Raw genomic sequence first — 24,940 nt, forward strand, 5'->3', positions numbered from 1 at the left:
ACCTCGGTCGTGGGAAAGGGGCTACAAAGCGGCTACAAAAGTGGCAAAAGAAATGGCTACAGCTGTGACAGGGCGACCTGGTAGCCGCCGTATTTACGCAGGTTGATAACACCGGTATCAAACATCAGGTACTGGCCCTTGATGCCAAGCAGGGTGCCCTCCACCAGCGGCGTCTTGTCCAGGTTAAAGGACTTCACTTTCACCGGGTACTCCAGCACCGGGTAATCGATGGTCACCGCCGGCTCGCCTGCCAGCACGGTGATGGCCTGCAGGCCGTGTTCCGCCTGCAGGCGGGCTATGTCGTCGGCGCAGGCGGCGGTGAGTTCGGCGCGGCGGGCTTCCAGATCCACCGGTTCCCCGGCGCCCTTGAGCATGGTCTGCCAGCTGGTTTTGTCGGCCACATGGGCCTTGAACAGGGTTTCCACCAGCCCCGACTGAAAGCGGCTGCTGACCCGGAAAATGGGCTGGGCCTGGGTGGCACCCTGATCCATCCAGCGGGTGGGCACCTGGCTGTGGCGGGTAATGCCCACCTTCACCCCGGAGGTGTTGGCCAGGTACACGATGTGATCGATCATGCAGTGCTGCTCGCCCCACTCGGGCTCGCGGCAGGTGCCCAGGTGGTAGTGGCATTTTTCCGGGCTGACGATGCAGCTGTCGCACTGGGCCAGGCGCTTGAAGCAGGGGTAGCAATACCCCTGGCTGAAGCTCTTGCTGGTTTTGCGCGCGCAGTGAATGCAGAAAATCGCGCCCTCGTAGTCCAGGCGCAGGGCCTGGCCCAGCAGGGCATTCAGCGGTTGGCGGTGCTCGCCGAGCACCATCTGGTATTGCACGGGCGCCGCCAGGGCGGTGTGCATTTTGCGCAGGGGGCCTGCGGAAAGTTGCTGGGCCAAGGGGTCTCCTTTTGCCGGTTGTTCAATTGCGCCAGTTCAGCGGCACTTCATCCGTGGCGTTGCCAGGAGAGTCGGGCTGCGGATCGTCACAGACCTCGCCGGCCTTGTGGCCGCGGTCGATGTAGCCTATCCGCTGTTCTTCAGGCAGGTTCAGCGCGCCCCAGGCAATCAGAGCCTGCAGGCATTCCTGGCGCTGTTCGGGGCTCACGCGGCGGCCATCGGGCCATTTGCCGATTTCCACGGCGATGCGGAGTTTGTCGTAGACCTCGGGGGTCAGGCTTTCGATGAGTTGCTGGTAATCCATGGCGGCAGGTCTGTGGATGAGATGTCGGGGGAATGGGCTTGTCGAGCGCGGGTTGCGCGGGGCGCGATTATAACGCCCCCGGCTCAGGCTTTGGAAACGCGGGACAATCCGCCAAACAGGGCGCCCAGCGCGGCGCCGCTGAGCAGGCCGCCGACGTGGGCGGCATTGGCGATGGCGCCAAAGCCCAGCACCTCCACCACACCGAGCACACAGATCACCAGCCAGCCCACCATGAACAGCATGATGGCCGGCCGCGGCTGGATACCCCAGCGCGGCTGCAGGGCCCCGGCCACCCAGCCAAAGCCCAGCAGGCCGTAGACCACGCCGGACATGCCGCCGAAAATGCCCGACCCGCCGAACAGGTACTGGGCACTGTTGGACACCAGCGCAATCACCAGAAACAGGCCGGCCATGTTCACACTGCCCATGGCGCGCTCGATGCGCCCGCCCAATTCCCACAGCCACAGGCTGTTGAACACGATATGCAGCCAGCCGAAATGCAGAAAGGCAGGGGTCAGCAGCCGCCAGTACTGCTGCCCCATGGGCTCGAAGCTGACCTGGCCGTGGCTCACCTCAAAGGGCGTAAAGGTCAGCAGCGACAGCCAGGCCAGCGGCGCATTGAAGTACACCAGCAAAAAACCCGCCGCGCTGAGGGCCAGCAACGCCAGCGTGACCGGCACGCCCCGCAGGTCCAGCCCACCGGCGCGGGCGGCGGGGGCACTGCTGTTGCGCTGCAGGGTAATGTCCACTTCGCCGGCGCGCCAGGCGCGGTACAGCTCCGCCACCGGCGCCACATGGGCGTCGTCCAGCACCTTCAACACCTGCCGGCCCTGCTCTTCGTAAATGCGGTGACCCACGCCGCGCTGGCGCAGGGCCACGCTGAGGGGCAGCAAATCCTCGTCCAGGCCCACACTCAGGGCCGGATAACCATCACGCATGCTTGGCATCAATTCACCAGGGCGTAGCTCCAGCGCAGTTTGTCTCTGCAGCTGGCGTAAAAACTGTGGCCGATGGGGTGCAACAGGGTCAGGCGGTGGGGCTTTTTACTAATCACCACACAGTCGCCCGGGCGGGCGGTCATATTCACCTGCCCGTCGCAGGTGACCGGTGGGTGAATGCGGTTGCGCCCCAGGATGTGAATGCTGATCTCGCTGTTGCCGTCCACCACAATGGGGCGGCTGGACAGGGCGTGGGGGAACATGGGCACCAGTACCACCGCATCCAGGGTGGGGTGCATGATGGGCCCGCCGCCCGACAGGGAATAGGCGGTGGAGCCGGTGGGGGTCGATACGATCAGGCCGTCGGCGCGCTGGCGATACACAAAGGTGTCGTTGATGGACAGCTCGAACTCGATCATCTGCGCCGAGGTGCCGGAGTTCACCACCACGTCGTTCAGGGCATCCGCCCGGCCCACCGTCTTGCCATCGCGGGTAACCCGGGCATCCAGCAGAAAGCGGCGTTCGCGCTCGAACTTGCCATCCAGCACTGCGGGCACCTGCTGCTTGAGTTCGTCGGGGCTGATGTCGGTCAGAAAGCCAAGGCGCCCGCGGTTCACGCCCAGCACCGGCGTTTCGTAGCGCGCCAGGGTGCGGGCGGCGCTGAGCAGGCTGCCATCGCCCCCCACCACAATCACCAGGTCGGAATCCTCGCCGATCTCGTCCACACTGCCCTGCTGGAAACGACCGGCGCCCAGGAGTTCGCCCAGGCGCTCTTCCAGCACCACCTCCAGATCGCGCTCCAGCAGCAGGGCCAGCAGCTCCTCGAGCACAGACTGCACGCCCTCGTGCTGGCTGCGACCGACGATACCGATTTTCTTGAAGGATGGCTGCATGGATTCGCGTTCCGCCCCGAATGGACTGGTATTATAAACACGAGATTCACCGGGGCGCATGCATGCCACAGTCCGACACCCCTGCCCTGCCATTGAACAACCTGCGCCACCCCCGGGTGCGCGACCTGGCCTGGGCCTGTTTTTCACCGCCACTGGTGTTGACGGTGCAAGTGGCTGCGCAGGCAGCAACATCAGGCCCGGCAGGTGGCAAAAACAACGCGGTTTTTGCACTCACCCCCGAGCGGCAGCACTGGCTGGAACAACTGGACCGGCAGCCCGGGCCCCTGCTGGATCACCTGGGCCGGCGCCCCACACAACGCCTGGGCCTGTATTTTGAGGCCCTTTGGCATTTTTTCCTGACCCGCGACAGCGCGGTGGACCTGCTGGCCCACAACCTGCCGGTACGCAAAGGTGGCCGCACCCTCGGTGAATTCGACTGCCTGTACTACTGCCACCGCCGCCAGCGGCCGGTGCATCTGGAGCTGGCGGTCAAGTTCTACCTGCACCATGGCGGCAGTGCCGGCGAGTGGCGACACTGGCTGGGGCCCAACAGCCGCGACCGCCTCGACCGCAAGCTGGCGCGGCTGCTGCATCACCAGAGCGCGCTGTCTCAAATCGACGCCGGCCAGGCGCAACTGGCGCAACGCGGTATCGACTCGCCACTGACGGAGATCGAACTCAAAGGCTATCTGTTTCACCACTGGCAGCAGCCCGCCCCCCGGGGGCCTTACGGCGTTAACCCGGCCCGGCGCCTGCAGCGCTGGTGTCACCTGCGCGAGTTGAACGCCTTGATGGCTGGCGACGGCGTTAAAAACAGTGACGGCAAACGCTATCGCACCCTGGCGCGCCTTGACTGGCTGGCGCCGGCACTGGGGGATGACGCCGATCACCCGGCGCTAACAGCAACGGCACTGCGCCAGCAGCTGCAGGCACACTTTGCCGGGCGCGGCAGCGCGCAACTGGTGGCCGCCCTGGATGCAGCGGGCAAGGAATCACAGCGTTTTTTTGTGTGCGCCGATCACTGGCCCGGCTGATGCGCGAGCCAGTCAAACCCGCGCCGCCCCTGCAGGCCACCGGTGTGTACCAGCACCAGGGGCTTGCCGGGGCTGAGCTCGCCGCGATCGGCCAGGGTTTGCAGGGCCAATAGCGCCTTGGCAGTGTAAACCGGCTCCAGCGGCAAGTTCTGGCCATCGGCCCAAGCCAGCAACTTGCGCAACTCGGCATTGGCGCGGGCAAAACCGCCGCAGTGAAATTCATGGTACAGCCGCCAACGCGCCGCCTGCGTATCGCCCGCGCTACCCAGGGCCGCCAGGTTGGCGAGAATACGCTGCTCGGTATCCCACGCGCCCTTCAGGGCGGAAATGCCCAGCACCTCAAAGCGCCGGTCCAGGCCAGCCACAATGCCGGCCAGGGTGGTGCCGGTGCCGGTAGCCAGGGCGACCACTGCGCCCTCGCCGCCGCCATCGAAGCCGCCATCACCATCACCAAAGCGCGCACCAATAGCCGCGCCAATCGCCATGCAACCCCGGGCGCCCGCGGGGCAGTCGCCACCTTCGGGAATCACCCGGTCCGCCCGGTAACGCTTTTGGCAGGCCAGTTGGAATGCGTCGCTGTGGCGCTGGCGATAGTCCGCGCGGCACAACGGATGCAGCGCCATGCCCCAGTCGGCAGCCTCGCGCAGGGTGGGCGTATCCAGGGCTTCGCCGCGCACCAGCCCCACCGTCTGCCAGCCCCGCTCTCGCCCCAGCGCCGCCAGCGCGTGCAGGTGATTGGACCAGGGGCCGCCAAAACTGAGCACCCGCGCCGGCCCACTCACCTCAGGCAGCAGGCCGGCCAGCTTGAACAGCTTGTTGCCAGGCGCCAGGCTGTCGCAGCGATCCAGCCGCAGCACTTGCAGGGGCAACGCGCCCCCATCCGGCAGGGGCAGGGCCAGGGTTTGCCAGAGCGCTGGACTTTGGGGGTCAAGTAAGGTGGCGGAAGACATGGCACTTCAATACCCGGGGGGCAGCCATTGTGCAAGTGGCTGTTGGTTGAGCACCCGCTCATTGCGCCTGCCGGTTGGCACTGTCAATCCACCCTAAACCGGCGCCTGGTACAAGTGACTGGCCGCCGCGGGCTTTCACCATCGGCGGCGACTCACCACACTGGGGGCTGAGCCGATAACAGCACAAACGGAGCCCATTACCGTGTATTTCCTCTCGTTCTCTCCGCCGGCACGGGTTTGCCCGCTCCTGCGCACCCTCTTTCACACCCTCTTTCACACCCTCTTTCGCACTCTCTTTTCCCGGGCCCAGGCCCGCGCCATCGCCCTCGCCCTGCTGGCCACAGGCCCGGCCGTCGCCAGCGAGGCCGCCGATGCCGGCAGTAGCCAGGACGCACTCGGCGCGGCCTTCAGCCACTACCTTGAGCAGCTGCAGGGCGCGGAGCAGGCCCTGCGCGCCCACCCCTTCTACGGCAGCGATGTGGAGCGCGCCGGCGCCTACAGCCACCTGTTTCGCAGTGTGCGCAAGAGCATCGAGCAGGACATCCTGCAGGATCGGGACTTCCCCTACTTCCGCTCGCTGGATCTGTTCAGCCGCGAGGGCGGCGATAACCCGGACCAGAAGTACCTGTTCGCCCCAATCGATGGCACTGGCGCCTACCGGGTGTGGGGCCAGCGCGGGGATGCCACCCGGGTGGAGATTCAGGTGTACGCCGGCAAGCCCTGGGCGGGCAACGGCCGCAGCGCCGGTTTTATCAGCCACGACGACATTGCCTTTGCCGACGATGGCAGCTTCTCCCTGCGGGTGTCATCGCGCCCGGCGGATAAGCCGGATCTGCTGCTGCCCGAGGATGCCAGTGAATTGTTTGTGCGCTTTATTTACGGCGACTGGCAGGCACAGCGCCCCGGCGCCGCCCACATTGACCGCATTGGTTACGAGGGCCGCCCCCTGCCCCAGCCCGCAAGCAAGCAACTGGCGGCCGACATCCGCCAGGCGGGGGACGAACTCTATACCGCAGCGGTCACCTGGCCGCGTTTTGTCGAGCAGCGCTATGTGAACGCCCGGCCGGCCAACACCCTGTCGCCGCTGCTGGATACCTCAACCCTGGGCGGCGTGCCCGGGCGCTGGATGAGCAGCGGCCACTTCCAGCTGGCGCCGGGCCAGGCGGTGGTGCTGCGCATTCCGCAAACCACTGCCGTCTACCAGGCTGTGCAGCTCACCGACCCGTGGTTTGCCTCGCTGGAATACGGCAATCGCACCTCCAGCTTCAACCGCGAGCAGTCGCTGCAAGCGCCGGATGGCGCCTACTATTATGTGCTGAGTGCGCAGGACCCCGGCTACCAGAACTGGCTGGACCCAGTGGGCCTTGGCCGGGGCGCCATGCTGCTGCGCTTTGACGGGGTGAATGGCGATATTCCCAAGGCCCAGTGGCCCAGCGCCCAGGTGGTTGCCATGGAGGATCTGGCCAGCGCCATTCCCGGTTTTGCCACCGGCCAGCTCAAGGACAGGGAAGCACAACTGGCCGCGCGGCGGCGCCACCTGCAGCAGCGCTTCGGGCGCTAGCGACGCCGGGGCTGGTTACAGCCCCACGTTATTCTTTTGCAGTACCTGTTCGGCGCGGTAGCTGGAGCGTACAAACACACCGGACACCACCTCCAGAAAGCCTTTTTCCAGGCCCCAGTGGCGGTACTGCTCGAACTCATCCGGGGTGACATAGCGCTGGATGGGCAGGTGGTTGACGGTCGGCTGCAGGTACTGGCCAAAGGTGAGAATGTCCACCCTGGCTGCGCGCAGGTCGTCCATGGCCTCGCGGATTTCCTGGTCGGTTTCGCCAAGGCCCAGCATCAGGCTGGTTTTGGTGAGCACGTCCGGGCGGTGGGCCTTGGCGTGGGCCAGCACGGCCAGGGTCTGCTCGTAGGAGGCCCGCGGGTCGCGCACCGGGTGGGTCAGGCGCCGCACCGTCTCCACGTTCTGGGCAAATACTTCAATGCCGGAATCGACCACGGTTTCCACGTCTTTCAAAACACCCAGAAAATCCGGGGTCAGGGCCTCCACCGCGGTGTCCGGGTTGTCCTCTTTAACCCGGCGCACGCAGGCGGCGTAGTGGCCGGCGCCGCCGTCCGGCAGGTCGTCGCGGTTCACCGAGGTCAGCACTACGTATTTCAGGCCCATCAGCGACACCGAGCGGGCGGTGTTGTCCGGCTCCTCACTGTCCAGCCAGCCTTTGGGGTTGCCGGTATTCACCGAGCAGAACCGGCAGGCCCGGGTGCAGACATCCCCCATCAGCATGATGGTGGCGGTGCCGGCGCTCCAGCACTCACTCATATTGGGGCACTTGGCCTCTTCGCAGACGGTGGCCAGACGGTGCTCGTGCACAATGCCCTTTACCTTCTCGAAGGTGGGGCCGCCACGGGCGCGAATGCGCAGCCAGTCGGGCTTGGCCAGGCGTGCTCCCTGGCCGCTGCTGGACTTGATACCGTCCTTGATGGCGGTAATGCCACGGTCGTTGACGAACTTCTGTCCGCTGTAAACCTGCACGGTGGGAATGAGATTGCTGTCTGCCATTGACTGTCCTGCACTAGCGCTGCGCTGTGGCCCCGATCCCTGCGCCAGACAGGGCTCGATTACAGGGCCGGATTGAGAGAATTGAGAGAGCGGCTCGAAGGGCCGAGTATAACGGAAGCCGCCGCCGGGGTTGAGGGGGCGCGGGATTATTCCCCCTGCCCGATCGGGGCGGAGCCTCCCGCGGGCTGCCCCACCGCTTGGCAGTCGCGCCGATATGGGGCTTAATAGCCGGCAGGTAAAAATTTTGATTAAGGTTAAGCATGCCGGATGCCCCCGCCACCGAAGGCCGACGCGAACGCAAGAAACGCGAGACCCGCGCCCGCATCCTGCGCGTGGCCCAGGAGGAATTCACCCGGCGCGGCTTTGAGTCCACCACGGTGGAGACCATCGCCGAGCGCGCCGACATCTCCAAGCCGACCCTGTTCAATTACTTCCCCAGCAAACTGAGCCTACTGCAGGCCCTGCTGCCGGCGGTGGACGAGCGCTTTGCCACCGCCATTGAGGCCACGGGCAAGGGCGCGGTGTCCACCGACGAGCGCCTGCAGAACTTCTTCAACTATGTGGCGTCGATGATCGACATCACCCCCCAGCTCACCCGCTCGCTGCTGCTGCAGTCCCTGCAGGTGTACCAGGGCGAGGAAAGACAGGCCACCGCCGCGGACCCGCGCCGCTTTCCGGCCACCCGCGGCGCCCTGCTGGCGCTGATCGATGCCGGCATTCTGCGCGGCGAAATCCGCACCGACCGCAGCCCGGAACAGCTGGCCGAGTACCTCACCGGCATCTACGTGCACCAGTTGATGATGTGGCTGATCAACCCCCGCTATCCGCTGAAAACCGAACTGACCGCCGCCGCCGGCTTCCTCGCTTCTGCGCTGAGGCCTTCCTGAGCGCTTTCTGAACCTACGCACTTAACCCACCCGGCGCGACCAGCGCCCCCCATTGCCGGGTTTATTATTTCATACCGAAATTTGGCCACTGCCTGATTTTGTGAATGGCCCAGGCGCGGACTCAGGCGTATCTTTGCCCGCGGTCATTTTTTTGTACCCAATATAAACTTTTACTACCCGCAACCATCCGGCTACGCACACGCGTCCCGTCTGCACATCGAACCAAGCGAGGCCTACATGCAACACGCTACCACTCACCGCCACGCGCCGCTGGCGCTGGCGATCTCCCTGCTCAGCGCTCCGGTCGCCCTGCCCGCCCTGGCCCAGGGGGCGGCACTGGAAGAAGTCGTGGTTACCGCGCAAAAACGCGAAGAGTCCAGCCAGGACACCCCCATTTCCATCACCGCCCTCAGCGAAACGGCTGTTGAGAACCGCGGCATCGCCAACTCCGAAGACCTGATCGGCGAATTGCCCGGCCTGTCCGGCTACACCGCCCCGGGCTCTCGCGGCGCCTCCAGCCTGGCCATGCGCGGCGTGTCTGCCGGCAACCCGGCCAACCTGTCGCTGGACCCGTCCGTGGCCATGTACATGGACGGCGTGTACGTGGGCAAGCTGGTGGGTTCGGCCATGGACGTGGCCGAGATAGAGCGCATTGAAGTGCTGCGCGGGCCCCAGGGCACGCTGTACGGCCGCAACTCCACCGCCGGCGCGGTGAACTTCATTACCAAAAAGCCCACCGGCGAATTCGGCGTGCGCGCCAGCGCCAAGGCCGGCAACTACAACTTCCGCGAATTCAAAACCAACATTGACCTGCCGGCCTTTGGCACCGTGGGCGAAGGCCTTGGCGAATTTGCCGTGAACCTGGGCTACCAGACCCGCCTGCGCGATGGCTTCTACGAGAACGACAGCCCCGGCGGCGATGACTTCGACGACCTGGACCGCCAGGCCTGGCGCTTTGCTGCCAGCTGGAACATCACCGACCGGGTGTATGTGGATTACATCTACGACCACAGCGAGCTGGACGAAATCGGCGCGCTGCAACAGGTGGTGGGCTACACGCCGGTGGACGCCGGCGGCAATGTCAGCCGCCTGGATGCCATGCAGGGCCTGCTGCAGGCCGCCCGGGGCTGGGCCGCCAACCCCGGCGCCGACAGCCGCATTGCCGAGCGCTGGATTCCCTCCCTGCAGCAGAGCATCAACGCCTACCAGAATGCCCTGGACCGTGGCGAAGGCCGCGCCGACGACGGCCTGGCGGACTTTGCCCCGGCATCACAGAACGATGTGGACGGCCACTCCCTCACCGCCACCTGGGAAGCGGGTGAGCTCGGCATCTTCGGCGATGTGACCTTTAAGTCCATCACCGCCTACCGGGAAGTGGAAACCTCGGTCTTTGGCGACCTGGAAGACATCGACTCGCGCCTGGACGGCAACGGTGTGGGCGCCTATTCCGACCTGGTGCACCTGACCCTGGGCCAGCTCTACGGCGCCTCCGGCGGCTACGCCTTCGGCCAGGTGGACAACCTGTGGAACGGCATCGACGACATCGGCGCCTTCCACACCAAGCAGGACACCTACACCGGCTACGAGCAGTTCTCCGAAGAACTGCAAATGGTGGGCAGCACCGACCGGGTGGACTACGCCCTGGGCCTTTATTACTTCGAGGACGAGGGCAAGTACCGCCGCAACGCCATCTTCGCCGCCCCCCTGAATGGCGCCGGCAGCCAGTACTACGACAACGCCACCGAAGCCTGGGCCGCCTTCTCCCAGGCCACCTGGACCCCCGGCTGGTTTGACGACCGCATCGCCCTGACCTTCGGCCTGCGCTACACCGAGGAAGAGAAGGAAATCGACTACAACTACAGCGCCTACGAAACGCCCTTCGGCCCGGTGCCGGCGCAAATCGCCAGCCGCGACGAGAGCTTCAGCAACGTGAGCGGCAACTTCACCCTGGCCTACCAGTTCACCGACCAGGTCAACGGCTTCTTCCGCTACGCCACCGGCTATCGCAGCGGCGGTTTCAACGGCGAGGTGTTCAACAACGCCTACGACGAGGAAACCATCGAGCAGTACGAGGTCGGCTTCAAGAGCGACCTGTGGAACCAGCGTCTGCGCATCAACGGCTCCCTGTACACCTACACCTACGAGGACCTGCAGGTCAGCCAGATTCGCACCGACACCGGCGCCGCCACCAGCATGATCACCAACGCCGGCGAAGCCGACCGCTGGGGTGGCGAGCTGGAAATGATGGTGTCTCCGCTGGACGACCTGGTGCTGGGCCTGAGCTACTCCTACGTGGACGGCGACTTCGAGAAGTTCCCCGAAGTGTGCGGCACCAACGTGCCCACCACCTGCATCGACACCTCCGGCATGGCCAAGCGCGGCGCCTCGCCCGACCACCAGGTCAGCGTGTCTGCCGACTACCTGTTTGCCCGCACTCCCGTCGGCAACCTGACCGGCTATGTGCAGGCCAACTGGCAGAGCGACTGGGTGGAAACCGCCCTGTGGAGCGCCGTGGTGGGCGGCGAGCCGGTGGTTTACGACCACCAGGGCATGGACGAGCGCACCATCGTCAACGCCCGCCTGAACCTGGAAGACATCCAGGTGGGTGACGGCTACCTGCGCGTCAGCCTGTGGGGTCGTAACCTGACCGACGACGACTACCCCAACTTCGCCGTCAACTTCGGCACCCTGGGGCTGATCGCCGAGCAGTACGGCGCGCCGCGCACCTACGGCCTGGAAGTCACCTACGACTACTGATCGGGCACCACCCGGTCCATGTTCGGGGCGGCACCGGCAATGGTGTCGCTCTTTTTTTTGCGCCGCAGCGGCCCCACCCACCCGGCACTCGCCCCCCTTACCAGCGTCTGTTCCGGCGCTCGGCGGGCAATTCATCGCCCACAGTCTGACAATCAAAACCAGCCACACCGCCTTTCGGGCGCCCGCCCGTAGCCTGCCGCCAGAGCCCGGAGTAAGGTGGCCCGGCGCCGCGTTTCTGACGCTGCGCGCCGTTTTACCTGCTCAATAACACCGGGGCCTGTCGGCCTCCGATAAGATGGTCAGCGAGGTTCACATGCCATTATCCAAACCCCTTTCCCCCAGTGCACCGGTCACCGGAACGCGCTCCTCCCAGGCACGCCCAGCCCGCGCCCTGGCGCCCCGGCCAATGGCCTTGGCGCTCGGCCTGGCCATCAGCCCCTGCGCCTTGCCCGTGCTGGCCCAGGGCGGCGCCCTGGAGGAAGTGGTGGTCACCGCCCAGAAGCGGGAAGAGTCCAGCCAGGACACCCCCATCTCCATCACCGCCTTGAGCGAGTCCAACATCGAGAATCGCGGGATCAACAACAGCGAAGACCTGATCGGCCAGATACCCGGCGTATCCGGCTACGACTCCCCCGGCTCCCGGGCCGCAACCGCCATCAACATGCGCGGTGTGTCTGGTGGCGCGCCGGCCAACCTGTCGCTGGACCCGGCGGTGGCGCTGTACCTGGACGGCGTTTACGTGGGCAAGCAGGTGGGTTCGGCCATGGACGTGGCGGAGATTGAGCGCATCGAGGTACTGCGCGGCCCCCAGGGCACCCTGTACGGGCGCAACTCCACTGGCGGCGCGGTGAACTTCATCACCAAAAAGCCCAGCGGCGAATTCGGCCTGCGCGCCAAGGCCGGGGTGGGCAACTACAACTACCGCCAGTTCAAGGGCAACCTCGACCTGCCGGCCATCGGCACCGCGGGCGAGGGCCTTGGCGAGTTGGCGGTCAACTTCGGTTACCAGACACGCCTGCGCGACGGCCTGTACGACAACAACAGCCCGGGCGGCGATGACTTCGACGAGATGGACCGCCAGGCCTGGCGCTTTGCCGCCCGCTGGTCGCTCACCGACAGCTTCTATGTGGACTACGCCTACGACAACAGCAAGCTCGATGAAGTCGGCGCCCTGCAGCAAACCGTGGGCTTTACCGCCGTGGACCCGGCCGGCAACGTCAGCCGCATCCAGGCCCTGCAGGGCACCCTGGCCGCGGCCCGCGGCTGGGCCCAGATTCCGGGCACCGACCCGCGCATCAGCGAGCGCTGGATTCCCTCCCTGCAGGAGACGATAGACGTTTACCAGCAGGCCGCCGCGCGGGGCGAAGGCCGCGCCGACGAGGGCATGGCCGACTTTACCCCCCGATCGGTGAACGACGTGGACGGCCACGCCCTTACCCTGACCTGGGAAGCCGGCGAACTGGGCTTTCTCGGGGACGTGACCTTCCGCTCCATCAGCGCCATGCGCGACCTGGAAACCTCCGTGTTCGGTGACCTGGAAGACATCGACTCGCGCCAGGACGCCAACGGCATCGGCGCCTATTCCGATCTGGTGCACCTGACCCTGGCCCAGCTCTACGGGCCCTCCTCCGGCTTTGCCTACCCGGTGCTGGACAACATGTGGAACGCCATCGACAGCGTGGGGGCCTTCCACACCAAGCAGAACACCACCACCGCCTACGAGCAGTGGTCTCAGGAGCTGCAGATGGTGGGCAGCACCGACCGGGTGGAATACGTGCTGGGCCTTTACTACTTCGAGGACGAGGGCGAATACCGCCGCAACGCAACCTTCGCCGCGCCCCTGAACGGCGATGCCGCCGCCCAGAACTACGACAACGCCACCGAGGCCTGGGCGGCCTTTTCCCAGGCCACCTGGACGCCGGGCTGGATGGACGAGCGCCTGTCCTTCACCGCCGGCCTGCGCTACACCGAAGAGGACAAAACCATCGACTACGACTACGCGGAAGTGGTGTCGCCCTTTGGGATCACCCCGGCCCGCGCCGTCAGCCGCGCCAATGACTTCAGCAACGTCAGCGGCAACTTCACGGTGGCCTTGCAGGCCACCGAGGACCTCAACACCTACTTCCGCTACTCCACCGGCTATCGCAGCGGCGGCTTCAACGGGGAGATCTTCGACAACCCCTACGAGGAAGAGAGCATTGAGCAGTTCGAACTGGGCCTGAAAAGCGACTGGTGGGACAACCGCCTGCGCATCAACGCCGCGGTGTACACCTACACCTACGACGACCTGCAGGTCAGCCAGGTGAAAACCGACGGCGGCGCCGCCACCACCCAGATCACCAATGCCGGCTCCGCCGAGCGCTGGGGGGGCGAGTTGGAACTGGCCGCGGCCCCGCTGGAGGACCTGATCGTCAGCCTGGGCTACTCCTATGTGCACGGCGACTTTGAAGAATACCCGGACGTGTGCGGCACCAACGTGCCCATTACCTGCATCGACGGCAGCAACGAGGCCTCCCGAGCTTCGCCGGGCACGCAGCTGACCGCCTCGCTGGACTACGTCTTCGCCCGCACCCACATCGGCGATGTGCGCGGCTACCTGCAGGCCAACTACCAGGACGACTGGCCGGAAAACTCCCTGTGGTCCGCGGTAATCAGCGGCGAGCCGGTGATCTACGACCGCCAGGGCATGGACGCTCGCACCCTGGTGGACGCGCGCCTGAGCCTGGAGAACATCCCCATGGGCGACGGTGTGCTGCGCGTCACAGCCTGGGGCAAAAACCTGCTGGACGATGACTACCCCACCTTCGCCATCAACTTCGGCAGCCTGGGCCTGATCACCGAGCAGTACGGCCCGCCCCGCACCTACGGCCTGGAAGTGGCCTACGACTACTGACCCGGCCCGGCTACACAGCCCTTACAGGCGGCACTGGCAACAGCGCCGCCTTTTTTATGCGCCCTTACTAGAGGCGCCACCGGCCGCCGTGCGCGTCCGGCAGAGCGTGGTTTAGCAATCAATACCAACCCCGGCACCCCTGCCAGAAAATGTCCATAGCCTGCCCGAGACGGCAGGAGTATGGTTGCCCGGCGAGTATTTTTTTACTCCGAGTTCAGTTTTACTTGCTCGATAACACCAAGGCAGCTCACTGCCTTATATAAGATGTACAGCGAGGTTCACATGCAGTCACCGAAACCCTTTTCACCCCGCCCGATGGCCGTGGCACTGGCGCTGGCGCTGAGCCCCGGCGCACTGCCGGCACTGGCCCAGGGCAATGCACTGGAAGAAGTGGTGGTTACCGCCCAGAAGCGGGAGGAGTCCAGCCAGGACACCCCCATTTCCATCAGCGCCCTGAGCGAAACCGCCGTTACCAACCGCGACATTCGCAACACCGAAGACCTGATTGGCCAGCTGCCCGGCGTCGGCGGCTTCTCGGCCCCCGGCTCCCGCGGCGCCACCAGCCTGTCCATGCGCGGCGTGTCTGGCGGCTCCCCCGCCAACCTGTCGCTGGACCCGGCCGTGGCCCAGTACCTGGACGGCGTCTATATCGGCAAGCTGGTGGGCTCGTCCATGGACGTGGCCGAAATCGAGCGCATCGAGGTGCTGCGCGGGCCCCAGGGCACCCTGTACGGGCGCAACTCCACTGGCGGCGCGGTGAACGTGATCACCAAAAAGCCCACTGGCGAGTTTGGCCTGCGGGCCAATGCCAAGGTGGGCAACTACAACTTCCGCGAGCTCAAGCTGAACATGGACCTGCCGTCCTTCGGCACCGTGGGCGAGGGCCTGGGCGAAGTGGCCTTCAACATCGGCTACCAGACCCGCCTGCGCGATGGCGTGTACGACAACAACAGCCCCGGCGGTGACGACTTCGACGAACTCGACCGCCAGGCCTGGCGCGCTGCCGTCAACTGGACCATCACCGACAACTTCTACGTGGATTACATCTACGACCACAGCGAGCTGGACGAAGCCGGTGCGCTGCAGCAGGTGGTGGGCTTCACCCCGGTGGACGCCGCCGGCAATGTCAGCCGCCTCACCGCCCTGCAGGGCACACTGGCCGCCGCCCAGGGCATGGCCGCCATTCCCGGCGCCGACCCGCGCATTGCCGGGCGCTGGATACCCTCCCTGCAACAGACGATCAATGCCTACCAGAACGCTCTGGATCGCGGCGAGAGCCGCGCCGACGACGGCGTGGCGGACTTCACCCCGCGCTCGGACAACACCATCGACGGCCACAACCTGACCCTGACCTGGGAAGCCGGCGACCTCGGCGCCCTGGGCGATGTGACCTTCAAGTCCATCACCGGTTACCGGGAGCTGGAAAACAACGTATTTGGCGACATTGAGGACATCGACAGCCGCCAGGACGCCAACGGCATCGGCGCCTACTCCGACCTGGTGCAGCTGACCCTGGCGCAGATTTACGGGGCGGAAATCGGCCTGTTCGGCACCCCCAACGGCGCCATTGCCGGCAGCCTGTGGAACGGCATTGATACGATCGGCGCCTTCCACACCAAACAGAACACCTTCACTGGCTACGACCAGTTCTCCCAGGAACTGCAGATGGTGGGCAGCACCGACCGTGTGGAATATGTCCTTGGTGCCTACTACTTCGAAGACGAGGGCGAGTACCGTCGCAACGCGATCTTCGCCGCCCCCCTGAACGGCGCTGGCGCCCAGTTCTACGACAACGCCACCGATGCCTGGGCCGGTTTCGCCCAGGCCACCTGGACCCCAGGTTGGCTGGATGAGCGCCTGGCCTTCACCGCCGGCATCCGCTACACCGAGGAAGAGAAGTCCATCGACTACGACTACAAGGAAAACGTGACCCCCTTCGGCGTCAACCCCGCCCAGGCGGTCAGTCGGGAAGAAAGCTTCTCCAACACCAGCGGCAATTTCACCGTGTCCTTCCAGGCCACCGAAGACATCAACACCTTCGTGCGTTACGCCACCGGCTACCGCAGCGGCGGCTTCAACGGCGAGGTGTTCGACAACGCCTACGACGAGGAAACCATCGAGCAGTTGGAAGTCGGTATCAAGAGCGACTGGTGGGATCGCCGCCTGCGTATCAACGGCTCACTCTACACCTACGTGTACGACGACCTGCAAGTCAGCCAGATCAAAACCGACGGCGGCGCTGCCACCAGTGTGATCACCAACTCCGGCGAAGCCGACCGCTGGGGCGGCGAACTGGAGTTTTTGGTGGCGCCGATCGAAGACCTGATACTGGGCCTCAGCTACTCTTACATCGACGGTGACTTCGAGAAGTTCCCCGCAGTGTGCGGCACCAACGTGCCCGCCACCTGCCTGCCGGCGGACAACGCCGCCAAGCGCGGCGCCCCCAGCAACCAGCTGAACTTCACCGCCGACTACGTCTTCGCCCGCACCAGCTTCGGTGACATCACCGGCTACGTGCAGGCCAACTGGCAGGACGCCTTCTACGAGTCGGCCCTGTGGACCGCCGTGGTTGGCGGCGAACCGGTGATCTACGACCACCAGGTCATGGACGAGCGCACCATCGTCGATGCGCGCCTGAACCTGGAGAGCATCCCCCTGGGCAACGGCAGCCTGCGCGTCACCGCCTGGGGTAAAAACCTCACCGACGACGACTACCCCACCTTCTCCATCAACTTCGGCTCCCTGGGGCTGATTACGGAGCAGTACGGGCTGCCGCGTACGTATGGGCTGGAGGTCTCCTACGAGTACTAACCCTCCCCTGCGCCGCCACCGGCGCAGACCGTAAAAAAGGCGACGCCGTTACCGGTGTCGCCTTTTTTTTTGGCGGGTTTATCTGGGGCGGGTTTTTACACGCGCAGCGCCGCTGCCTCACCCCCCCATAAACTGCATATTAAAGCCGAAGAAGATCTGCCACTCGGGCTGGCCCGGGCCGTCGTCAGCAACGCTCACCTGGGGCTCCACATAGGCGTTGAAGACAGTGTTGCCCTTCTTCCATACCTGCCCCACCCCCAGGCCAATCGGTACGCTGTAGGCGTCGTTCTCGAAGTTGTAGGCCCAAATCGGTGTGGAACGCAGGTAGGTGCCACCACCGAGTTGGTAAAACAGGAAGGTCTGGAAGGCGCCGAGGTTTACATCCGCGCGATCATCGTCACCGGCAAAACTGTGCTGCCAGGTCAGCAGGTAGCCGTACTGGAATTTTTTGGAGGCGGCGTTGAACAGCACGTTGGCAAATCCCGCCGACCACTTCTCGCTGCCCACCTCGTCCTTGGTGGCGGTGGGCGCAGTCAGTTGCGGGCCGATGCCAAAGCTGACCGCCGGGTTCCCGGTATCAAACAGGTAGGCAGCCAGGGCCGTCACATCGCCAATGCCGGTTTCGTGATCGCCGCCTACCGGATAGGTATTGACCGGCAGCGAGGCCCGCAATAGCCAGTTGGAGGAGCCGATGGAGAACGGCTGGGCATAGCGCGCCCATACCTGGTTGCCCCAGTCGTCATCGGTACCAGTGATATCCCCCAGATAATAGTTCTGGAAGCTGAGCGCCTTCATGTCGGCCAAGGGGTTGTTGGCCTGGGCCGCGGCGGAGGCATCATGGCCGGGCTCCTGCGCGCTGGCCATTGCCACGCCCAGTGATAACCCGAAACCTGTGAGCCATTGCCTGCAAGAGTTGCTCATAAAAACCTCATCAAATGATCCAGACAGCGCCGGGAGTGGTCACCGTCCACATGGAATGTTGAAAGTGGGGTGCTAGAAACAGTTGCAGTGATGAGGATAGTTCAGATTGCCGGGGGATTCGAAAGACAAAGTGACTTTCCGGCAAAAAAACGGCAGGGGTAGAGCCGAAATCAGGCATAAAAAAACCGCCCTGAAGGCGGTTTTTTTAGTATGTGGCGGACCGGACGGGACTCGAACACGTTTTTCGGTGTCGCTGCGTGCCACACACACCCGCACGTCCCAAATAAATCAATAACTTACCCGACACCCGTGCGGCTGGGTGAGCGTACAGCTGCGTCAAGTTGCCCAGGAAAGTTGCCCACGGCTCCGCTTGCCCTCCCCCGCCGCAGCGTGAGGGGTGCGGTATGAGCGCGCTGATCAGCGATTGCGGCAAGTACCGCTACTGGCTGAGGCGGCCGGCACGGATTGAGCACCCCACTACAGGGCCGGCCCTGTTCGTGATGCTGAACCCATCGACTGCAGATGCAGAGCTGGATGACCCGACGATTCGGCGGTGCCGAGGCTTTGCCGATAGCTGGGATTGCGCGGGAATCGTGGTAGCGAATCTCTACGCGTACCGAGCCACAAAACCGACCGAACTGTGGCGGACCACCGGTCCTATCGGCCCCGATAACGACGATTGGCTGTACCGGCTGCTCCAGGAGCATGGCGAGGCGGTGTGCGCCTGGGGTGCCAATGCGGAGCCGGAGCGGGCAGCTCAGTTTATGGACTACGCCGCCGAGGTGGGCGCGCGTCTGTGGTGCCTGGGTACAACGAAAACCGGCGCCCCACGCCACCCCCTGTACGTCCGTGCTGACCAGCCTCTGGTTGAGTTCCGCTCCACCCCAGCAGATGGGGGGCGGTGAGGTGAATCAACGCGAAATCTACTGCGCTTGCTGCGAGGCTGACGTGATGGCCCGGCTAACCGATGGCGGAGAGATATACCCGCACCGGCCGGACTTGGAATCACTGCCATTCTGGAAGTGCGATACCTGCGGCAATTTCGTTGGCTGCCACCACAAGACAAAGCAGCGCACCCGGCCTTTGGGCTGCATTCCCACCCCGGAAATGAAGGAAGTGCGCAAGCGTATACATGCCGTGCTCGATCCGCTTTGGCGCGATGGTGGAATGAAGCGGCAGGCGGTCTACGCCCTGATGACTGAGCACATGGGCTGGAAATTTCACACCGGGCACACGCGGAGTCTGGCAGAAGCTGACAAGGCGCTGGCCGCTGCTCGGCATATTGCAGCATGCCGTCAGGCGGCCACCCAATAACCCTGGCACACCTCGCCCTCTACCTCTGCACCGCCGTATGGGCAGCAGGAGCGATTCTGACGGCGGTGTGTGGGGTATGGATGTGGTGGCAGGGCACCGGATTAAGTATGGGCCAGCGGTTCGCAGCAGCGGCTGTACTGGCGATTGTAGTGCTGCCGTTTCTGGCGGTGGTGTGGGTTGGAGAGAGGGTGGAGTAGATGGCCTACCAAAAGCAAAAATTCAGACACGACCCGGAGAGCGGAGTTTATGGCGACTGCTACCGCACCTGCCTTGCAGGGATGCTGGGGCTTGACCGCGATGACGTGCCCCACTGGGTGACAACCATGGAGCCGGAACTGTGGGCCACGGAGGTGCAGCCGAAGTACGACCAATGGCTGTCGGAGCGGGGACTGCAAGAGTTGGCAATCCCAATCCACAGCGAAGGTGCCGACCTCGCAGGCATTCTGGAATTGCACAAAACCAGAACCAAGCACCCGACAGTCGCAATGCTGACCGGCGAAAGCGGCAACGGATGCAACCACGTTGTGCTTGTTCGAGAGGGGGAGATTATTCACGACCCAGGCATGAATGACCCGGGCATAACTGGCCCTTGTGGCGATGGATTTTATTGGCTGACGTGGCTGATTCCGGCCACCCCAACAGCAGCGCCAGAGGCGCGGGAGTAATCGATATGGGTAGAGAAGTGAGAATGGTGCCGGCCGATTGGGATCATCCGAAAAACGAACACGGCAAATACAAGCCGCTGTATCCGCCAGGCTACCAGCGTGCTGCGCAGGAATTCATGGAAAAAGCGCAATCCGAGGGGCTGCAAGAAGCGGTTGAGTGGTTCGGCGGCGCTCCGGATAAGGACGACTACATGCCCGACTGGCCGGACAGCGAGCGCACTCACTACATGATGTATGAGGACACCAGCGAAGGGACGCCAATATCGCCAGCATTCCCGACGCCGGAGGAGCTTGCGCGCTGGCTTGCTGATACCGGCGCCAGCAGTTTCGGCAGCCAAACGGCCACATACGATCAATGGCTGCCTATATGCCGGGGCGGCTGGGCGCCAAGCATGGTTATGACTGATGGAAAACTAATGTCTGGCGTTGAGTTCGCGGCCACCCCAACAGGAGAGCAACCATGACCACAACAGTGAATATCCACCCCCTCTCCAACCCGCTGCCCGGTGAGCGGGTAACGGTGCGGGTGTTCGAGGGTTGTTTGAGCGATGACGAGGTATTCCAGCGTCTGTACCCCCGAGCCTACGCGCATGGCCACAGGGCTGGGAGTCTGAATGTGTATCAGGGGTATTCAGTGCGGAGGGGGTGCTGATGGAGGTTTCCATTTCTCAGGTCGAGAAAATGCGCATCACCGGCGCTGAAGGGCTAGACCCAATATCAGTGATTTTCGAGGACTTCGGCCCCGGCCAAGGCAAGGTGACCATCGAAATCTACGGCGAGGCCTGGTCGCACTATTGGGGGGCGATGGGCGAGCAGCACAAGGTGAAGTCGTTTTTCGCCTCGTGCAACGATGACTACTTGGCGCTGAAGTTCATCCGCGGCCCCTCGCTGGAGCCTGACTGGGACGAGATCACCGACAGGCTGCGCGAGGTTGAGCAGGACGAGGACATTACGGTGACCTGCGAAATGGAATGCCTGGACAACAGCGAAGCCATGCAGAACGCCTATGGCGAGTGCTGGATGGTGGAGCTGCCAGATCGGCCCACCCGAGAGCGCACATACCTCAACCAGATATGCCGAGCCATCAAGCAGGCACTGGCCGTAGGTCGGGCGCGCCAGCCGGCTACCACCCAATAAGCCCCACCCCACAGGGCGTGGGGCAACTTTTTATGGCGGTGCGGATAAACGGTATGCGCGTACCGGGCCTATCCTGCGAGGCGAGTGATAGCAGGCCACCGCCACCAATTACGGGTCAGCCCACCCTTTCGACGGGCAGGAGATAGTGAGGATGGAAAACCAACACCGGAAAATCACCGGCTACCGCGAACTGAGTCAGGAAGAAATCGACCTGATGAATGAAATCAAGGCCAAGGGCGGCGAGTTCGAGGAACTGATCGCCAAGCTCCACGCTACCCAGGATCGCATTACGGCAGAGTTCGGCACCCCCGATGCCGAGGCCCGCCGCTGGATCAGCATTGGCAAGACGCACCTGCAGCAGGGCCTTATGGCGCTCACACGGGCTGTGGCAAAGCCGAGTTTCTTTTAACCATAGGGGCTTCGGCCCCCACATGGCCTATGGCCGGGAGGAAGGATGGACGAGGAAATGAAAGAAAAGCTGCTGCAGGAATTGGAGAACGCCGCCAACTTTCTGCGCGGGATGACGTTCGACCCGAGGCTTGACCCGGAAATCAGGTCGGCCGTACTGGCAAAGGCGACATGGCTTGATGACGTTGTTCAAGAGCACTTGGACTAACCCCACACCGAAGCGGCGGGAGAGTGATATGGAGCGGTGCGAGAAGTGCGGCAGTGAATTTGAGTCTGAGGACATCTGGTGTTTTGACGGCGAATGCCCTCACTGCGGCCACCAAATGTGGGAAGAAACCACCCCGGAGGTAGCCGGCGATGAGTGATGTGGCTGAACGGATTCGGGAACTTTCAACCACCATACCGGAAACGTCGTGTATATGGTGGATTGGATCTAACCATAGCACGGGATATGGCGGTGTTTGGCTAAATGGCAAGGTAAGGGGGGCGCACAGAGTGGTTTATGAGTTAGAGCATGGGCCAATACCCGATGGCTTTGTTGTTCGCCACAAGTGTGACAACCGGAAGTGTATTAATCCAGATCACTTAGAGCTGGGGACGCATAGGGACAATGCAAATGACTGCATAAATAGAGGAAGACATCACCTAGCCAGCAGGACGCATTGCCCGAGCGGGCACGAATTCAACGAGGAAAATACAATACCTTACAAAGGAGCAAGGGTATGCCGGACGTGCAAACAGGAAGCCAACAGGAGGTCATACATCAAAAAACTGAAGTTGGGAAAGATGCGGAGGAAGTCATCAAGGAGCTAGAAGCTAAGTTGTCAGAAGCAATCGCCCTCCTGGCAGAGCGGGAGGGGGAGATAGTGCGCCTACGGGCATCCATCAAGGACGGCGATTTTCTGATTGCCAGCCGGGAAAAGGTTGTAACGCACCTAGAATCCAAGCTCACAGCGGCAGAGCAGGACGCGGGGCGGCTGGATTGGCTGGATACCTGCCGGCATGACATCACCAGCGAGGAGCGAGATAGCCACGGCGAGTGGTGCCAAATACTTATCGGGCACGGCTGGAGCATAGAGGGCCAGTGCAGCAGCGTCAGGGAGGCGATAGATGCCGCAATGGCAGCGCCTGTTGAACAGCATCCCTCGATAGGTTGCGAGAACTTGGCCGGCGACCTGTGCATTCGTGAGGGTAGCTGCTTGTGCTTTGGCGGTTCTGACACCGCCCTCGAATCCAGTGGAGGTGGGTGATATGGAAAAATCTGTAGGCATGACCATTGCCGAGGTCTGCGACCAGCAAGCCCAGCAGATAGCCACTCTGGCCGCGAAACTCCAGGAGGTAGAATCCGACAACGCAGCCCTCCGCGAGCAGGTGCCACGGTGGGTGCCTGTGTCGGAGCGGCTGCCGGAGCCGGGGAAGCCCGTGCTAATCAGTTACGGGAGCAACCAACTTGTTTCTCACCGCGAATACAGGACGCCGGACTACTGGGTTTGGTATTGCAGCGGGCCAGTCAGCATAGCAATGGACTATGTCACTCACTGGTGCGCCCTCCCACCCGCGCCAGCGGAGGAAGGTTGATGGAGCCTTGCCGGCGGGCAAAAATTCGGAAGCACAAGTTCCGGACAGCGCGTCTTTGGTGGGGCGGGCGGCAAACGGTCACAACAACACCTGCATTTGTGCCAGTGAGCTGGCTATAACCCCGGCGCCGGACTCCCCAAAAACACCCCGCAAACCCACTAACCACGCGGGGTTTCCACCGGCGCCCGACATTGGGTTAAGCTCCCCGCCATGCCTCTCCCCATCCACACCCGCATGTGCCACGTCCCGAAGTGCACCGGCTGGCACCTCAGTGTCCCCGGCCGCAGCGGCAACGCGGTGGACATCCACATCATCACCCTGATCCAGTGCACCAGCATCAACAAGGTTCCCCTGGACGCCGTTATCGAGGGATTGCCAGAGGGCGGCAAGCTCAGGCGCTTCGGGGTGCTCATGGCTTCCCTCAAGCCCCAGGTTGGATACCCGATGCCGGTGCTGTGGATTTCTACTGAGAGCGATGAGAGGGAGTGGTTGCTGTGAGGTCTGGCCTACGACTGACACCCACTCAATATCGCCACCAGCCTCGCCGTGTAGCCCTGATACTGCTCGCGCTCGATTAGCAGGGCGCGGAGCATGTCACCGTCCGTAGCGCCCTCTGAGAGCGATTCAGTGGCCCAGGGGACGTGTGGGGGGATTTCCTCGATACAGGGCACCGGGACAGGCACCTGAACCTCCACCGGGACTTCCACGAACTCAGGCGTGCAGCAGCCAGTCAGCAGCAAACAGAAAAGCAATCTCACAGCCCCAACGCCTCCCTCGCCTTCGGCATCACCGAACCACAGCTATCGCCACCAGAGCGGATAATCGCGGTGATACGGCCCTCCCGCGCCCTCTCGGACAGATCCAGCTCCTGCAGGGTCGCAGCTACCCGAGCAGTGGCAGCGTCAGCAGCGGCCTTCCAGTCGTCTACCAGCGAAGAGCAGCGCAGGGACTGGGCTTTCCACATCCCGGCCGCGCGCTTCTGGATATGGGCCTCGTGGGCTGCCTGGTGATACTCCGATTCCCACTCAGCCGCAGCAAGCTTCGCATCGCCCAGCTGAATCCAGCCGTACACCAGCACAACAGCCAGCGCCGCACAGAGAATGCCGAGGGCGTAGGCAACCATCTTGTCGATCACTTCGCCCGCTCCAGGAAGCCCACCGCCACCGCCAGAATGCCAATCACCGCACCACCGAACACGCCTACCGGAGTGGTCACCTTGTCATGCCAGGCCAGCAGGTAGGTTTCCATCACTGTCCAGGTGATGATCCACATGGCCCACAGGATCAGCAGCCGGTGGAAGAACTTGTAGCGGGCGAGGAAGTCGCTCATTCCGGCAGCACCAGCATGTCGGCTATGTCCTGGGCCCTGCCCTTCACCTGCCGCGCAAACTTGCTGTCCAGCACCTCCCGGGCCGCCGCCGGGTAGTCGCCGCGCTCCAGTGCGCTGTGCATGTTGCGGAAGCCTCGGAAGCCGCCGGCGCCCAAGCAATAGCGCATGTCGATCAGCGCCGCCTTCTGGCTGTCATTCAGAGCCGGCCAGTAGCTGAAGGTGGCCATGTCCTGTTCGCACTCGGCGATGTCGTTAGCCAGCAGGTACAGGGCCTCAGCGTCCGATATACCCTTGTCCTCCAGATTCCGGCCGTAGCCGATGGTCAACTTGTCCGCGGTGCAGTGGTAAGGGTGCAGGCGCTTGCCTTCGTGTTGCTTCAACAGCGCCTCGGCCAGGGTGAGGTGGCGCATTATCGATCCGCCTTTTTGTCGAGCTTCGAGGAAATGGCATCTAGCTTGTCGAACACCCGCAGAATGTGCTGATCGAACTCGGCACGCTTTACATACTCGCCGGCCACCAGCAATTGCAACTGCTGGATAATCTCACTGTGGCGGTCGCCGGTCTGGCGCAGCGCTTTCATTTCTTCCCACACGCGGTGCATGTACCAGCCGACCAGTACGCACACGAGCCCACCGAGTAGGTTGATGATGGTTTGGTGTTCCATGGCG

28 protein-coding genes are annotated in these 24,940 nt (G+C 63.6%); 17 read left to right on the plus strand and 11 right to left on the minus strand.

Going from position 1 to position 24,940, the window contains the following annotated elements; translation table 11 throughout:
- Positions 1–56 precede the first annotated feature (56 nt).
- From DDZ17_RS02620 to DDZ17_RS02635, 4 genes are all read right to left on the minus strand, one after another.
- Positions 57–854 (minus strand): DUF2797 domain-containing protein, encoded by a 798-nt coding sequence (locus tag DDZ17_RS02620; protein ID WP_116364938.1) that lies wholly within the window; start codon positions 852–854, stop codon positions 57–59.
- Positions 855–912: 58 nt separating this feature from the next.
- Positions 913–1,194, minus strand: a complete 282-nt coding sequence (locus tag DDZ17_RS02625) for a YeaC family protein (RefSeq protein ID WP_116364381.1) — start codon at positions 1,192–1,194, stop codon at positions 913–915.
- Between the two features lie 83 nt (positions 1,195–1,277).
- Entirely contained in the window at positions 1,278–2,141 is an 864-nt protein-coding gene (locus DDZ17_RS02630; protein WP_241505759.1) for a rhomboid family intramembrane serine protease, read from the minus strand.
- Positions 2,141–3,025 carry an NAD(+) kinase gene (locus DDZ17_RS02635; protein WP_116364383.1) on the minus strand — a complete coding sequence of 295 codons (885 nt, stop codon included), beginning with the start codon at positions 3,023–3,025 and terminating at the stop codon, positions 2,141–2,143. Before DDZ17_RS02635 ends, DDZ17_RS02630 begins: the two co-directional genes overlap by 1 nt.
- Before the next feature lie 62 nt (positions 3,026–3,087).
- Here DDZ17_RS02635 and DDZ17_RS02640 point away from each other — a divergent pair, with 62 nt between their 5' ends.
- Positions 3,088–4,059 carry a DUF1853 family protein gene (locus DDZ17_RS02640; RefSeq protein WP_157976403.1) on the plus strand — a complete coding sequence of 324 codons (972 nt, stop codon included), beginning with the start codon at positions 3,088–3,090 and terminating at the stop codon, positions 4,057–4,059.
- Here the strand turns inward: DDZ17_RS02640 and DDZ17_RS02645 are convergent.
- Positions 4,044–5,009, minus strand: coding sequence for a 1-aminocyclopropane-1-carboxylate deaminase/D-cysteine desulfhydrase (locus DDZ17_RS02645; protein WP_116364385.1), 966 nt, complete (start codon positions 5,007–5,009; stop codon positions 4,044–4,046). The genes DDZ17_RS02640 and DDZ17_RS02645 overlap by 16 nt on opposite strands.
- A gap of 202 nt (positions 5,010–5,211) precedes the next feature.
- On the opposite strand from DDZ17_RS02645, the gene DDZ17_RS02650 reads away from it, so the two are divergent.
- On the plus strand, positions 5,212–6,570 hold the full coding sequence (locus DDZ17_RS02650) for a hypothetical protein (RefSeq protein ID WP_116364386.1): 1,359 nt from the start codon (positions 5,212–5,214) through the stop codon (positions 6,568–6,570).
- A 15-nt stretch (positions 6,571–6,585) separates the two neighbouring features.
- Here DDZ17_RS02650 and lipA read toward each other — a convergent pair whose 3' ends face one another.
- Positions 6,586–7,572, minus strand: coding sequence for a lipoyl synthase (gene lipA, locus DDZ17_RS02655; protein ID WP_116364387.1), 987 nt, complete (start codon positions 7,570–7,572; stop codon positions 6,586–6,588).
- A gap of 260 nt (positions 7,573–7,832) precedes the next feature.
- Between lipA and DDZ17_RS02660 the strand changes: the two genes are divergently transcribed.
- From DDZ17_RS02660 to DDZ17_RS02675, 4 genes are all read left to right on the plus strand, one after another.
- Positions 7,833–8,459, plus strand: coding sequence for a TetR/AcrR family transcriptional regulator (locus DDZ17_RS02660; protein WP_116364388.1), 627 nt, complete (start codon positions 7,833–7,835; stop codon positions 8,457–8,459).
- A gap of 237 nt (positions 8,460–8,696) precedes the next feature.
- Positions 8,697–11,216, plus strand: a complete 2,520-nt coding sequence (locus DDZ17_RS02665; protein WP_116364389.1) for a TonB-dependent receptor — start codon at positions 8,697–8,699, stop codon at positions 11,214–11,216.
- Positions 11,217–11,529: 313 nt separating this feature from the next.
- Positions 11,530–14,109 carry a TonB-dependent receptor gene (locus tag DDZ17_RS02670; RefSeq protein ID WP_241505760.1) on the plus strand — a complete coding sequence of 860 codons (2,580 nt, stop codon included), beginning with the start codon at positions 11,530–11,532 and terminating at the stop codon, positions 14,107–14,109.
- Positions 14,110–14,391: 282 nt separating this feature from the next.
- Positions 14,392–16,920, plus strand: a complete 2,529-nt coding sequence (locus DDZ17_RS02675; RefSeq protein ID WP_116364939.1) for a TonB-dependent receptor — start codon at positions 14,392–14,394, stop codon at positions 16,918–16,920.
- A 117-nt stretch (positions 16,921–17,037) separates the two neighbouring features.
- Here DDZ17_RS02675 and DDZ17_RS02680 read toward each other — a convergent pair whose 3' ends face one another.
- Positions 17,038–17,784: a hypothetical protein gene (locus DDZ17_RS02680; protein WP_116364940.1), complete on the minus strand. Its 747-nt coding sequence runs from the start codon at positions 17,782–17,784 to the stop codon at positions 17,038–17,040.
- A 461-nt stretch (positions 17,785–18,245) separates the two neighbouring features.
- Here DDZ17_RS02680 and DDZ17_RS02685 point away from each other — a divergent pair, with 461 nt between their 5' ends.
- From DDZ17_RS02685 to DDZ17_RS02735, 11 genes are all read left to right on the plus strand, one after another.
- A complete protein-coding gene (locus DDZ17_RS02685; protein ID WP_116364391.1) occupies positions 18,246–18,746 on the plus strand; it encodes a DUF1643 domain-containing protein in 501 nt (166 codons plus the stop codon).
- 1 nt (position 18,747) lies between these two features.
- Positions 18,748–19,155, plus strand: a complete 408-nt coding sequence (locus tag DDZ17_RS02690; RefSeq protein WP_116364941.1) for a zinc-finger-containing protein — start codon at positions 18,748–18,750, stop codon at positions 19,153–19,155.
- Positions 19,156–19,352: 197 nt separating this feature from the next.
- On the plus strand, positions 19,353–19,820 hold the full coding sequence (locus DDZ17_RS02695; RefSeq protein WP_116364392.1) for a hypothetical protein: 468 nt from the start codon (positions 19,353–19,355) through the stop codon (positions 19,818–19,820).
- Positions 19,821–19,825: 5 nt separating this feature from the next.
- Positions 19,826–20,284 (plus strand): hypothetical protein, encoded by a 459-nt coding sequence (locus DDZ17_RS02700; RefSeq protein WP_116364393.1) that lies wholly within the window; start codon positions 19,826–19,828, stop codon positions 20,282–20,284.
- A 187-nt stretch (positions 20,285–20,471) separates the two neighbouring features.
- Positions 20,472–20,957 carry a phiTE_072 family protein gene (locus DDZ17_RS02710; protein ID WP_116364395.1) on the plus strand — a complete coding sequence of 162 codons (486 nt, stop codon included), beginning with the start codon at positions 20,472–20,474 and terminating at the stop codon, positions 20,955–20,957.
- Positions 20,958–21,108: 151 nt separating this feature from the next.
- Entirely contained in the window at positions 21,109–21,366 is a 258-nt protein-coding gene (locus DDZ17_RS02715) for an Acb2/Tad1 domain-containing protein (RefSeq protein ID WP_116364396.1), read from the plus strand.
- Positions 21,367–21,411: 45 nt separating this feature from the next.
- Positions 21,412–21,573 (plus strand): hypothetical protein, encoded by a 162-nt coding sequence (locus tag DDZ17_RS22225; RefSeq protein ID WP_157976404.1) that lies wholly within the window; start codon positions 21,412–21,414, stop codon positions 21,571–21,573.
- Between the two features lie 149 nt (positions 21,574–21,722).
- On the plus strand, positions 21,723–22,178 hold the full coding sequence (locus tag DDZ17_RS22995) for an HNH endonuclease signature motif containing protein (RefSeq protein WP_116364397.1): 456 nt from the start codon (positions 21,723–21,725) through the stop codon (positions 22,176–22,178).
- Complete coding sequence (locus tag DDZ17_RS02725) at positions 22,088–22,615, plus strand: hypothetical protein (RefSeq protein WP_157976405.1); 528 nt, start codon at positions 22,088–22,090, stop codon at positions 22,613–22,615. The genes DDZ17_RS22995 and DDZ17_RS02725 overlap by 91 nt, the downstream gene beginning before the upstream one ends.
- A gap of 19 nt (positions 22,616–22,634) precedes the next feature.
- Positions 22,635–22,943 (plus strand): DUF551 domain-containing protein, encoded by a 309-nt coding sequence (locus tag DDZ17_RS23000; protein WP_421909935.1) that lies wholly within the window; start codon positions 22,635–22,637, stop codon positions 22,941–22,943.
- A 210-nt stretch (positions 22,944–23,153) separates the two neighbouring features.
- Complete coding sequence (locus DDZ17_RS02735; RefSeq protein WP_116364400.1) at positions 23,154–23,441, plus strand: hypothetical protein; 288 nt, start codon at positions 23,154–23,156, stop codon at positions 23,439–23,441.
- A gap of 256 nt (positions 23,442–23,697) precedes the next feature.
- Here DDZ17_RS02735 and DDZ17_RS02745 read toward each other — a convergent pair whose 3' ends face one another.
- From DDZ17_RS02745 to DDZ17_RS02760, 4 genes are read right to left on the minus strand one after another with little or no spacing between them, the layout of a single operon-like run.
- Positions 23,698–24,078, minus strand: a complete 381-nt coding sequence (locus DDZ17_RS02745) for a hypothetical protein (RefSeq protein ID WP_116364402.1) — start codon at positions 24,076–24,078, stop codon at positions 23,698–23,700.
- On the minus strand, positions 24,075–24,272 hold the full coding sequence (locus DDZ17_RS02750) for a hypothetical protein (RefSeq protein WP_116364403.1): 198 nt from the start codon (positions 24,270–24,272) through the stop codon (positions 24,075–24,077). The genes DDZ17_RS02745 and DDZ17_RS02750 overlap by 4 nt, the downstream gene beginning before the upstream one ends.
- A complete protein-coding gene (locus tag DDZ17_RS02755) occupies positions 24,269–24,682 on the minus strand; it encodes a glycoside hydrolase family protein (protein ID WP_206613416.1) in 414 nt (137 codons plus the stop codon). Before DDZ17_RS02755 ends, DDZ17_RS02750 begins: the two co-directional genes overlap by 4 nt.
- A complete protein-coding gene (locus DDZ17_RS02760; protein WP_116364404.1) occupies positions 24,682–24,936 on the minus strand; it encodes a hypothetical protein in 255 nt (84 codons plus the stop codon). The genes DDZ17_RS02755 and DDZ17_RS02760 overlap by 1 nt, the downstream gene beginning before the upstream one ends.
- Positions 24,937–24,940: the final 4 nt, after the last annotated feature.

Source organism: Parahaliea mediterranea (assembly GCF_003402235.1).
Taxonomy (GTDB): domain Bacteria; phylum Pseudomonadota; class Gammaproteobacteria; order Pseudomonadales; family Halieaceae; genus Parahaliea; species Parahaliea mediterranea.